The organism is Streptomyces sp. ActVer, from assembly GCF_027270795.1.
Classification (GTDB): Bacteria; Actinomycetota; Actinomycetes; order Streptomycetales; family Streptomycetaceae; genus Streptomyces; species Streptomyces umbrinus_A.
In genome coordinates, this window is sequence record NZ_JAPWHT010000319.1 from 1 (window position 1) to 12,030 (window position 12,030).

Sequence of the window (12,030 nt, forward strand, 5' to 3'; positions counted from 1 at the left end):
CTGTGGGCCGTTGACAGTCAATCCAGTCGTCGCAGGTCAGGGCCTTTCGACTGGACTGGGTTGGCTGTCAACGGACACATCAGCTCACGGCAGACGAGAAAGAGACCCAAAGGACTGGAACCTCCTCCGGGATCATGTCAACGTACAACGTCCCGTAAAAAAACCAGGCCAGGGCAGGGATGGGGCCTCCGATGCGACCGGCAGCAGGCTGGCCGCTCCGGCGGCCTGTACCCGCGCTCTGCTTCGGCCGAAACCGCCTCAAGGAGGCGCACCTGTCGGATCCCGCTCAGCGATCCCCAACTTCACTGCTCCTACCCGCTTGGCATTTGGCGCCTTCGAACGCGGGGACTGCATAGGAGTGAGAGGACTATCGCACCGTCTGCGCTGCGCGTCTGTGCGGCCGGCTGTTCGGCGACGACTTCGCTGCAACGCGGCCACCGCTGTAACCGAGTGGTCCTCACACACATCGCGATGCACCCGGAGCCGCAGCGCGATGCGTCGCTCTCGGCACTCGTGATGGACGGCACCCCACGGTCTCTGGCCCTACCGGCTGCCGTTCCGGGCGTCGTCCGCCGATGAGAACGTCCGTGGACCTCCCGTGCGGGGCGAAACATAGACGACGATCGCCGGTTAGCCAAACCGGCGATCGTGACGACCATTGAGGGTGTTCGCAGCGGCTGTGCTTGGCGGTGGAGCCGTTGTGGAACGCAGCCGGTAGTGCCGCAAGACGCAAGGAGGTAATGAGCGGCCCCCGCCTGCGGCTTCCCTGATTGCAGCGCCGGTTCGCTCAAAGCAGCGATGCCCACGCCGAGTTGGCGTGAGGGCTCTCTGGTGTTGCCGATGCCGTTCTGTCGCTCCGTGCGCTCCCTCTCAAGGAATTCACTCATGTGCCGATCCGCGATACCCCCTGCCCTTTTTCACCCCAGCCTGGCGGTCCCATCCGCCTTGCTCGCTGACTCCGCGTCTATCCGCAATCGCGGGGCGGCGTCATGACGGTAGCGGTTCGGCCTGCGCAAAAGCTGACGGTCGACGAGGTCTGCGCTGAGCTGCAGGTCTCTCGATCGACCTTCTACGACTGGCGCCAGAAGGGACGCGGGCCACGCTGCATCCGACTGCCCAACGGCTCGCTCCGCATACGGCGCGGTGACTTCGAAAACTGGCTTATGGATTGTGAGGACTCTTCTTGATGGACACCAGCTCGTTGGATGTTCGCTTCTACCCCATCGAGACGAACAAGCGGGCTAATGGCAACACCTACACCGTCCGCTGGAAGGTCGCCCACAAGAAACACAGCAAGACGTACAAGAAGAGCGCGGTAGCCGACGATGAGCGTGCGAAGCTGATGTCCGCGCACAGGAAACGCGAGCCGTTCGACATCGAAACCGGGAGGCCGATCTCCTGGACGTCCAAGGCCGCCGAGGTGAACTGGTACGACTTCGCGGTCGAGTACGTCGACTGGAAATCGCCCAGCGCCGCTATCAACACCCGTAAGAACATGGCGAAGGCGCTCACACCCGTGACCATCGCCCTGCTGCGCACGCCGCCGCCTCAGCACTTCGAACCGGTGAAGGTCCGCAGGGCGCTGCGGGAGTACGCCTTCAATATCCGACAACGTGCAAATCAGGAGAGGCCCATACCGGCCGAGGTACAGACGATCCTCAACTGGGTCCAGCGCAACTCTCTCCCGATGAGCGCGTGGGAGAAGACCGAGCACGTTGACAAGGTCGTAACAGCCCTCACCACGCGCCTTGACGGTACTGCCGCAGCCGCCAGCTCCGTCAGGCGCAACGACCGCATCATGAACTTGGTCATGGCCTACGCGATCGAGCACAGCTACCTGAAGGCCAACCCTCTCCCGAAGGGTAAGGGCGCGCGTACTGCTCCGAAGGTGGCCCAGGCCATCGACAAGCGTTGCCTGCTGAACGGCGACCAGGTCGCGAAGATGCTGGACTGGATAGGCCAGCGTCCGCGTCGTGGGCGCATCTACCGGGCATTCTTCGCCACCCTCTACTACGCCGGCCTTCGGCCAGAGGAGGCGGTTGCACTCCGGGTGGGGGACGCCACGCTGCCGGAGACAGGATGGGGCGAATTCCTGGTCCACGAGGCTCAGCCCGAAGTCGGAAGGCAGTGGACCGACACCGGCGAGGTCCATGAGAAGCGGCATCTCAAAGGACGGGCAGAGGGCGACACGCGTCTGGTCCCCATCCACCCGGTCCTCGTCGTGATCCTTCGCGAGACGATCAAGAAGTATGACCTTGGGTCGGCCGACCTCCTCTTCCCGGGGGAGAAGGGCGACATGCTCGCGGGGTCGGTGTTCAGGCGCATCTGGGCCAAGGCGCGCGAGGAGGTCCTGTCCGATCACGAGTTTCAGTCACCGACTGGCAAGCGCGTGTATGACCTGCGTCATACCTGCCTGACAGCCTGGATGAACGAGGGCATCCCGCACTCAGAGGTCGCCGAGATGGCCGGCAACAGTGTGCCGGTCCTACAGGCCATCTACGCGCGCTGCGTCGTCGGCCAGCGGGAGCTCTACCTGAAACGCGCCGAAGCCGCGCTGAGGCTCCCAGAAGTGGCGTCGTGAGAAGCGGAGCGGCCTCGGACCCCCGAAGAGGGGGCCCGAGGCCGCTCCGCTTTGTGTGCTGAAAGGGGGTGCCGGGCCCGTCCCGCGCCCCCTGATTTTGTGGGACGTATGTGGGACGGACACCCGTAGAAGCCCGGTTTTGGCCGGTGTCAGCCGGACTCGGCCCCTGGCGGAGGCGAACGATCCGATTAACGTGGAAGGTCGTGAAAATGCATTCTGACCTGCGAAAACATCGCCAGCTCGACCGGTGGTCAGTGGCGCCCCCGGCAGGACTCGAACCTGCGGCCAAGCGCTTAGAAGGCGCCTGCTCTATCCACTGAGCTACGGGGGCCGGGTGTGGTGGCCTGTGGTGCTGGTGCCCGGGTGTGGGCGGGTCCGTGACCTTGCCGGGGACAAGGATAGAGCGCCCGGGTCCCTGTCCTTGGTGCTTCGCCTCCGTGGCTCGATGTGGAGGTTCAGTGAAGCGGTCCTGATAATCGCAGGCAGGTGCGAATCGTGCATCGCTTTTGGCGTCTCACGCCCCGGGTGTTGTGCACTCGTTATGCCTGCGCCCCATGCGTCCCTTCCGCCTCGTATGTCTGATCGGCGCGCAGACATGCCCATATGCTTCAGAAAGCCTCCAAAATTGGGCATTCTTCGCATGTGGTGACCTTGGACGTACGGCCTCAGCTGCTCGACGCACTTTCCGCCCTGCGCGACCGTGTCGCCGCCGCACGCTTCCCGCTGCCCCTGGCGGGGGCTCCACGCGCGCGTGCCAACCGCGACGAACTGCTCGCGCAACTCGACGACTATCTCGTGCCCCGGTTGAGAGAACCCGAAGCACCCTTGCTCGCCGTGATCGGAGGATCGACCGGGGCGGGCAAGTCCACACTGGTCAACTCCCTTGTGGGACGGCGGGTCAGTGAAGCCGGGGTACTGCGGCCCACGACCCGCACCCCGGTGCTCGTGTGCCACCCGGAGGACCATCACTGGTTCAGCGGCATGCGCGTACTGCCCGACCTCACGCGCGTGTGGGTGCCCCAACAGGACGCCCTGGACGATCCGCTGCTGCCGGGTGAGGACGACGGGCGCGTGCTGCGCATCGAGACCGCCGACACTCTCCCGCGCGGGCTCGCCCTCCTGGACGCGCCCGACATCGACTCCCTGGTGGCCGACAACAGGGTGCTCGCCGCCGAACTGATCTGCGCGGCCGACATCTGGGTGATGGTCACCACGGCCGCCCGGTACGCGGATGCGGTGCCTTGGCATCTGCTCCGTACCGCGAAGGAACACGACGCGACGCTTGTCACGGTTCTCGACCGGGTGCCCCATCAGGTCGTTTCGGAGGTGTCGCGTCAGTACGGCGCGCTCCTCGCCAAGGCGGGACTCGGCGACGTACCCCGCTTCACCGTGCCCGAGTTGCCCGAGTCGGCATGGGGCGGGGGGCTGCTTCCGGCCACCGCGGTGGCGCCCCTGCTCGCCTGGCTCACGGAACAGGTCGAGAACCCGGGATCCCGGCAGCAGGCGATGGCACGCACGGCGTACGGGGTGCTCGACTCACTGAAGACGCGGATGCCCGAGCTGGCCGGTGCGGCGGCCGCGCAGTACGCCGCCGCCCTGCGGCTCACCGCGGCCGTCGACGGGGCGTACGACAGCGAGCACGCGCGCGTACGGGGCCGTTTGCAGGCCGGGGCCGTGCTTGCCGGGGATGCGCTCAAGCGGTGGCGCAGCTATCCGCTGGACTGCACCGCCGGCGAACTGCTCGACGCGCTCGCCGAGAGCCTGGCCGCGCTGCTGCTGTGCGCCGTCACCGCCGCCGACGAGCGCATCGACGAGGCCTGGCGCCGCGAACCCGGTGCGGCCGCGCCGGGGCTGACGGACCGTGATCCGACGCTGGAGAGTGCCGAGCACCGCATCGGGATGGCCGTACGGCGCTGGCGGCGGATCCTCGAGGAGTACGCCGAGGAGGAGGTGCGTGCCCTTGAGAAGAGCGTCGCGCCGGATTCCGAGGTGGTGGCGGCGCTGGTCGCCACCGCGCTCCTGGGCGGCCGACGGGCGCGGTCCGCGGGCGAAGGACTCGCCGAACGGATCGGCGCCCACGGTGCCCTGCGGCTGCGCGACAAGGGCGGGCGGCTGCTCAGCGACTACCTCGACAAGACCCTGCACACCGAACGGGAGCGGCGGCTGGCGCCGCTCGACGCACTCGACGTACACCCCGAACCCCAGGCCGAACTCATCGCCGCGCTGTCCGTACTGCAGAAGGAGAGGTGATCGTGGTGACCGCCGTCACGGACCACACGGATCACGCCGATCACCCCGGAGACGACGAGGGGCGTGAGGGCATTGGGCACGCGCGCGTGGAGGAAGATTTCGTGACCGACCGCAAGGACGCCCCCAAGAAGGACCCCGGCAGGAAGACCTTCGGCAAGAAGGACTTCGGCAAGTTGGACCCCGGCAAGTTGGACCCTGGAAAGAAGGACGTCGGCAGGAAGGACGCCGGCAGGAAGGACGCCGGCAAGGCAGGTGTCCGTTCGGAGAGCCGCATGTTCGGGCTCGTGCGCGTGGAGATCGACGACTACCCCGAGAAGCCCGCTTCCGGGGACGGCACGGACGGCACGGACGGCACCGGCAACAAGGGCCGTGCGGACGGCGCGGCGGGCGCGGACGCCGCCGACGCCGCGGACTCCGGCGTCTCCTGGGACGACGGGCTGATCGCGCGGCGCGTGTCCCCCACGGAGGGACAGGCCAAGCCCGTGAAGGAGGCAGTCGTGGACAGCAGGCCACCCGTGGTGACCCCTCTCGCGTACGACGGGTCGCTACGGTCCCGTCTCGACGCGCTGCGTGAACTGGTGGGGCTCTCCCGCACCCGCCTCGACAGCAGGACCCTCGCCGAGGCGGGACAGGTCCTGGACGAGGCCACGGCGCGCCGCAGGCTCTCCGGAGAGCACACCGTGGTCGCCATCGCGGGCGCCACCGGAAGCGGCAAGTCGCAGCTCTTCAACGCGCTCGCCGGAGTGGCCATTTCGGAGACCGGCGTACGCAGGCCGACCACCGCCGCGCCCATCGCGTGCAGCTGGAGCGACGGCGCGGCGAGCCTCATCGACCGGCTCGGCATCCCCGGGCGGCTGCGACGGCGACCGCTGCAGAGCGCGGAGGCCGAGGCGCAGTTGCGCGGGCTCGTCCTGGTGGACCTGCCCGACCACGACTCCGCGGCCGTCCAGCACCGCGAACAGGTGGACCGCGTCCTGGCGCTCGTCGACGCCGTGATCTGGGTCGTCGACCCGGAGAAGTACGCCGACGCCGTGCTCCACGAGCGCTATCTGCGGCCCATGGCGGGACACGCGGAGGTCACCTTCGTGGTCCTCAACCAGATCGACCGGCTGCCCGGGGAGGCCGCCGACCAGGTCCTCGACGACCTGCGGCGGCTGCTCGACGAGGACGGGATCGCGCTCGGCGAGTACGGCGAGCCGGGCGCGACCGTCCTCTCGCTGTCCGCGCTCACCGGGGACGGCGTCCCGGAACTGCGCGAGGTGCTCGGTCACTTCGTGGCCGAGCGGGGAGCCGCGGCGCGCCGGATCTCCGCCGACGTCGACGCGGCCGCGGCCCGTCTGTGGCCGGTCTACGCGAACCGGCGGCAGGCCGGGCTCACCGAGGAGGCGCGCGACGAGTTCGCCGACCGGCTGGCGGACGCGGTCGGCGCCACGGCCGCGGGCGAAGCGGCGGAGCGCGCCTGGCGCCGCAACGCCAACCGCGCGTGCGGCACGCCCTGGCTGCGGCTGTGGCGCTGGTACCAGGACCGGCGCGAACCACCGACCGGGCGTCTGTCCGTACGGACCCACGCCGACGAGGAGGCCACGGCACGGCAGCGCGTCGAGCAGGCGGTCCGCACGGTCGCCGAGCAGGCCGCCGGAGGACTCCCCACGCCCTGGGCACAGGCGGTGCGCGAGGCTGCCGTACGAGGGTCACAGGGGTTGTGCGAGGCGCTCGACGAGCTGGCCGTACGAGCCGGTGCGCCGGTCGGACGGCCGCCGCGGCCCGGCTGGTGGCCGGTCGCCGTACTGGCCCAGGCGGCCATGACGATCCTCCAGGCCATCGGCGGGCTCTGGCTGCTGGGGCAGGTCGTCGGATTCATGTCGCCGAATCTCGGGGTGCCGGTGCTGCTGATGGTGATCGGCATCGTGGGCGGGCCGGGTGTCGAGTGGGCCTGCAGGCTGGCGGCGCGCGGCCCGGCGCGGCGGTACGGGCTGGAGGCCGAACGACGGTTGCGGGAGGCGGCGTCGGGGTGCGGCCGCGCCCGGGTTCTCGATCCGCTGGCGGCGGAGTTGCTGCGGTACCGGGAGGTGCGGGAGCAGTACCTGCGGGTCACGGGGGTCGGTGTCTAGGGGCTGTCGGGCATGCCCTGGGCAGGGTGAAGTTCTCGTTCGGGTGGCGGAGTTGTCCACAACCGGGCGGTGGCCCACAGCGCTCAGCGGGCTCGGGCCGGCGGAGGCAGTCTGGATCCGCGGCGATCAACGACGCGAGCACATCGCGGTCGCCGCACCGGACGCAGCCGTACGGGACGGGCCCGTCGGTGTGGGCAGGGAGGGATTCCGCGATGAACGAGACGACGGTGTGTGTGGTGGGGAACGTGGCGACGCAGCCGGTGTTCCGGGAGACGGCGATGGGCGCGTCGGCGAGGTTCCGGCTGGCGGTGACGCAGCGGTACTGGGACCGGGAGAAGAACGCCTGGACGGACGGGCACACCAACTTCTTCACGGTGTGGGCCAATCGGGCGCTCGCGACGAATGTGCAGGCGTCCGTCTCCGTGGGCGAGCCGCTCGTGGTGCGGGGGAGGCTGAAGATCCGCACCGAGCAGCGCGACGGGCAGTCGCGGACGGGCGCGGACATCGAGGCCACGGCGATCGGCCACGATCTGGCGTGCGGTACCGCGGCGTTCCGGCGGGCCCACAAGGGGGAGACGCCGTCGGAGACGCCGGCCAGGCCGGAGCCCAACTGGGAGACGGAGCCGACGGCTCAGGCGGCCGAGACCGCTGAACAGCATCAGGAACCGGCTCTGGTGACGTGACATCAGGTCCACACCAGGTGCTGGATTCACCGTCCGACCGAAGTGCGGCTTATCGGCGAATCTATTCCGAACGGTCCCCATGGATTTGTCGATAAGCCCAGCTCACGCCTCATCTCGGCGATAACGATTCCGAGTCGGATCGCTTGTCCGATGTCATGACCGGGGAGAGAGGTGCGCCCCGTCCTTAGGATGCCGGGCATAGCTCTCGGGGCTTCTGATTCTGCTGGTGGGACCGTAACCCCCCACGTCAACGGGTCCTGCTCGAAGGGGAATTCTGTGCTTTCTTCGTTCTCTGCGTCGTCCGTGCGCGGGCGGGGCGCCGCCCGGCTCGCCGCGGCGGCGCTGGTGTCCGGACTCGCTGCCGTGAGCGCTCTGACGGCCGCGGGCACGGCTGCCGCCGACGAACTCCCCCTGAGCCGTGGCGGCGCGACCGCCACCATAGGTGAGCTGAAGACGTCCGGGACCGCCGTGATCCACGAGAACGGCGAGGACAAGCAGGTGCCCGCGGGGCTGTTCGAGATGTCCGTCGACAACGGCGGCACGCTGCAGACCTACTGCGTCGACCTGCGCAACCCGACGCAGATGGACGCCAAGTACCAGGAGACGCCCTGGAGCGGTACGTCCCTGAACGGCAACCCCGACGCGGGCCGCATCCGCTGGATCCTGCAGAACTCCTACCCGCAGGTGAACGACCTCGCCGCGCTGGCCGCCAAGGCGGGCGCGAGCGGGCTCACCGAGCAGGACGCGGCGGCCGGCACGCAGGTCGCGATCTGGCGGTACTCGGACGGGGCCGACGTGGACGCCGTCGATCCGCAGGCGGAGAAGCTCGCCGACTATCTGCAGCGCAACGCGCGCAACCTCGCGGAGCCCGAGGCCTCGCTGACCCTGGACCCGCCCGCGGTCTCCGGGCACGCCGGTGAGCTGCTCGGCCCGGTCACCGTGCACACCAACGCGGACAGCGTGACGGTCACGCCGCCCGCCGACGCGACCAGCGGAGTGCTCGTCGTCGACAAGGACGGCCGGGAGATCACGTCCGCGGCCGACGGCGGCCAGTTGTTCTTCGACGTCCCCGAGGACACCGCGGACGGTTCGGCCGCGCTGACGGTGCAGGCCTCGACCACCGTCCCGGTCGGCCGGGCCTTCGCCTCCGAGACCAGGAGCCAGACCCAGATCCTCGCCGGCTCCAGCGAGTCGACGGTCTCGGCGACGGCCACCGCGAACTGGGCGAAGAGCGGCGCGATACCCGCGCTGTCGGCCGAGAAGAACTGCGCCAAGGGCGGCGTGGACGTCACGGCGGCCAACGAGGGCGACGAGGCGTTCACCTTCGAGCTGATGGGTGTCGAGCACACCATCGCGGCAGGCGAGTCGCAGACCGTGACGATCCCGCTGCAGGAGGACCAGGCGTACGACTTCACGATCAAGGGTCCGAACGGCTACGAGAAGCGGTTCAAGGGCGTACTCGACTGCCGGACGCAGAGCAGCACGGCCGGTGAGACGACCCAGACGCTGAACGCCCCCAGCCCGGCCACGGTGGGCGGCACCTCCGCCACCACGGTCGACCTCGCCGAGACCGGCGCCTCCAGCTCCACCCCGGTGATAGCCGGGATCGCGATCGGCCTGGTCGTGGTCGGCGGCGCGGCGGTGCTCTTCGTCCGCAAGAAGAAGACCCCCGAGCAGGACTGAACCCCCGAGCAGGGCTGAACCAACGAGGAAGACGGCACGAAGACAGCTCCTTGACAACTGGACAGTGGGTAGCCGCTCGCTGACTCGTTGAACGGCGTCGGCCCCGTCCCTGTCCGGCCCCCGTGCGCATGCGGCCCCGGCCCGCGGCGATGGATGGTGACGGTAAGTGGCGCTGCGGTTACGGGAGTGGCCGGTGGTGTCCGGCTACTGGCCTCCAGCCCAAACGGGTTTCCTTCGAGGGGTGGCGGTACGGCAAGATGGGGTGTATCTGCCCACTGCCGATTTCAAGCGTCCGGACGGTTTCTCTTGGCTGAGTTCATTTACACCATGCGCAAGACGCGCAAGGCGCACGGCGACAAGGTGATTCTTGATGACGTCACCCTGAACTTCCTGCCAGGTGCCAAGATCGGTGTGGTCGGGCCGAACGGTGCCGGTAAGTCCACCGTTCTCAAGATCATGGCGGGCCTTGAGCAGCCGTCGAACGGTGACGCGTTCCTGTCGCCCGGTTTCAGCGTCGGCATCCTCATGCAGGAGCCGGAGCTTGACGAGAGCAAGACGGTCCTGGAGAACGTCCAGGACGGTGCCGCCGAGCTCATGGGCAAGCTCAAGCGCTTCAACGAGGTCGCCGAGCTGATGGCGACCGACTACTCCGAAGCGCTGATGGACGAGATGGGCAAGCTCCAGGAGGATCTGGATCACGCCAACGCCTGGGACCTCGACGCGCAGCTGGAGCAGGCCATGGACGCGCTGGGCTGCCCGCCCGGCGACTGGCCGGTCACCAACCTCTCCGGTGGTGAGAAGCGCCGCGTCGCGCTCTGCAAGCTGCTGATCGAGGCCCCGGACCTGCTCCTCCTCGACGAGCCCACCAACCATCTCGACGCCGAGTCGGTGAACTGGCTTGAGCAGCACCTCTCGAAGTACGCGGGCGCCGTCGTCGCCGTCACGCACGACCGGTACTTCCTGAACAACGTCGCCGAGTGGATCCTCGAACTGGACCGCGGCCGCGCGATTCCCTACGAGGGCAACTACTCCACGTACCTCGACAAGAAGTCCACCCGCCTCAAGGTCGAGGGCCGCAAGGACGAGAAGCGTCAGAAGCGGCTCAGGGAAGAGCTGGAGTGGGTGCGGTCCAACGCCAAGGGCCGTCAGACCAAGTCCAAGGCGCGCCTCGCCCGTTACGAGGAGATGGCAGCCGAGGCCGACAAGATGCGGAAGCTGGACTTCGAGGAGATCCAGATCCCGCCGGGCCCGCGTCTGGGGTCCATCGTCGTCGAGGTCCAGAACCTTTCCAAGGCGTTCGGCGACAAGGTCCTCATCGACGACCTGAGCTTCACGCTGCCGCGCAACGGGATCGTCGGGGTCATCGGTCCCAACGGCGCCGGCAAGACCACGCTCTTCAAGATGATCCAGGGCCTTGAGACCCCGGACTCCGGCGCGATCAAGGTCGGCGACACGGTCAAGATCAGTTACGTCGACCAGAGCCGCGCCAACATCGACCCGAAGAAGTCGCTGTGGGCCGTCGTCTCCGACGAGCTCGACTACATCAACGTCGGTCAGGTCGAGATGCCGTCGCGGGCCTATGTGTCCGCCTTCGGCTTCAAGGGCCCGGACCAGCAGAAGCCCGCCGGTGTCCTCTCCGGTGGTGAGCGCAACCGTCTGAACCTGGCTCTCACCCTCAAGGAGGGCGGCAACCTGCTGCTCCTCGACGAGCCCACCAACGACCTGGACGTCGAGACCCTGTCGTCGCTGGAGAACGCGCTCCTGGAGTTCCCGGGTGCGGCCGTGGTCATCTCTCACGACCGCTGGTTCCTGGACCGGGTCGCGACGCACATCCTCGCCTACGAGGGCGAGTCGAAGTGGTACTGGTTCGAGGGCAACTTCGAGTCGTACGAGAAGAACAAGGTGGAGCGGCTCGGACCGGACGCCGCGCGTCCGCACCGCGCCACCTACAAGAAGCTGACCCGGGGCTGATCTCTTGCGGCACATCTACCGCTGCCCGCTGCGCTGGGCGGACATGGACGCGTACGGCCACATCAACAACGTGGTCTTCCTCCGCTATCTGGAGGAGGCGCGTATCGACTTCCTGTTCCGCCCGGACAAGGATTTCCAGCAGGGGTCCGTGGTGGCACGCCATGAGATCGACTACAAGCAGCAGTTGGTCCACCGGCACACACCGGTGGACATCGAGCTGTGGGTCACGCAGATAAGGGCGGCGTCGTTCACCGTCGCGTACGAGGTCAAGGACCCGGAGCAGGTGTACGTCCGGGCCCGGACGGTCATAGTGCCGTTCGACTTCGAGGCGCAGCGTCCGCGTCGCCTCACCGCCGAGGAGCGGGAGTTCCTCGCGGAGTACGCGGACGACGAGGACGACCCTGCGGGGGCCGTCGCGGCATGACGGCCCTGCACCTCGCCGACGAGGGGGAGGCGGCGGATCTCGCCGCCTTCCTGGCCCGACTGATCCACTACGACCGCGCGGCCGCGGTGCGGCTGCAGGCGTCGGGGACGACGCTCGCGGTGTTCGGCCGGCCACCGTCGTTCGAGGTGCTCGCGATCCGTACGGCACGGCTCGACAAGCCGTACGAGAACGGGCTGGACCTCTCGCTCGACGTGACCGTCTCGGCCGGTGAACTCCTGGAGTCCCTCGACGAGTCGGCGGCCATCGCGGCCGTGCCCGCCGCCGTCACGGGCCCGCCGTGGGCCGGGGTGCTGCCGCCCCGCGGGG

8 protein-coding genes, 1 tRNA gene and 1 pseudogene are annotated in these 12,030 nt (G+C 68.5%); 9 read left to right on the forward strand and 1 reads right to left on the reverse strand.

Annotated features, from left to right (window positions below):
* Positions 1-989 precede the first annotated feature (989 nt).
* Complete coding sequence (locus O3Q52_RS37085) at positions 990-1,187, forward strand: AlpA family transcriptional regulator (RefSeq protein ID WP_119580331.1); 198 nt, start codon at positions 990-992, stop codon at positions 1,185-1,187.
* Positions 1,187-2,581 (forward strand): tyrosine-type recombinase/integrase, encoded by a 1,395-nt coding sequence (locus tag O3Q52_RS37090; RefSeq protein WP_162948099.1) that lies wholly within the window; start codon positions 1,187-1,189, stop codon positions 2,579-2,581. Before O3Q52_RS37085 ends, O3Q52_RS37090 begins: the two co-directional genes overlap by 1 nt.
* 255 nt (positions 2,582-2,836) lie before the next feature.
* Here the strand turns inward: O3Q52_RS37090 and O3Q52_RS37095 are convergent.
* Positions 2,837-2,912: transfer RNA gene (locus tag O3Q52_RS37095), tRNA-Arg, on the reverse strand.
* A gap of 311 nt (positions 2,913-3,223) precedes the next feature.
* Here O3Q52_RS37095 and O3Q52_RS37100 point away from each other — a divergent pair.
* The 7 genes and pseudogenes from O3Q52_RS37100 to O3Q52_RS37130 all read left to right on the forward strand — a co-directional run.
* Complete coding sequence (locus tag O3Q52_RS37100; RefSeq protein ID WP_269653009.1) at positions 3,224-4,831, forward strand: dynamin family protein; 1,608 nt, start codon at positions 3,224-3,226, stop codon at positions 4,829-4,831.
* 272 nt (positions 4,832-5,103) lie between these two features.
* Positions 5,104-6,942, forward strand: a complete 1,839-nt coding sequence (locus tag O3Q52_RS37105) for a YfjP family GTPase (RefSeq protein WP_269653014.1) — start codon at positions 5,104-5,106, stop codon at positions 6,940-6,942.
* A 212-nt stretch (positions 6,943-7,154) separates the two neighbouring features.
* A complete protein-coding gene (locus O3Q52_RS37110; RefSeq protein ID WP_269653010.1) occupies positions 7,155-7,625 on the forward strand; it encodes a single-stranded DNA-binding protein in 471 nt (156 codons plus the stop codon).
* Positions 7,626-7,901: 276 nt separating this feature from the next.
* A complete protein-coding gene (locus tag O3Q52_RS37115; protein ID WP_269653011.1) occupies positions 7,902-9,308 on the forward strand; it encodes a TQXA domain-containing protein in 1,407 nt (468 codons plus the stop codon).
* A gap of 306 nt (positions 9,309-9,614) precedes the next feature.
* On the forward strand, positions 9,615-11,279 hold the full coding sequence (gene ettA / locus O3Q52_RS37120) for an energy-dependent translational throttle protein EttA (protein ID WP_269653012.1): 1,665 nt from the start codon (positions 9,615-9,617) through the stop codon (positions 11,277-11,279).
* A 4-nt stretch (positions 11,280-11,283) separates the two neighbouring features.
* Entirely contained in the window at positions 11,284-11,703 is a 420-nt protein-coding gene (locus O3Q52_RS37125) for a thioesterase family protein (RefSeq protein WP_269653013.1), read from the forward strand.
* Positions 11,700-12,030: pseudogene (locus O3Q52_RS37130) on the forward strand (hypothetical protein); the annotation flags it as partial. The gene O3Q52_RS37125 and the pseudogene O3Q52_RS37130, both read left to right, overlap by 4 nt.

Bases quoted from the DNA above. Each gene is read 5' to 3' on its own strand.
- O3Q52_RS37090 (WP_162948099.1), top strand. From the start codon at position 1,187: ATGGACACCAGCTCGTTGGATGTTCGCTTCTACCCCATCGAGACGAAC.
- O3Q52_RS37105 (WP_269653014.1), top strand. From the start codon at position 5,104: ATGTTCGGGCTCGTGCGCGTGGAGATCGACGACTACCCCGAGAAGCCC.
- O3Q52_RS37085 (WP_119580331.1), top strand. From the start codon at position 990: ATGACGGTAGCGGTTCGGCCTGCGCAAAAGCTGACGGTCGACGAGGTC.
- O3Q52_RS37110 (WP_269653010.1), top strand. From the start codon at position 7,155: ATGAACGAGACGACGGTGTGTGTGGTGGGGAACGTGGCGACGCAGCCG.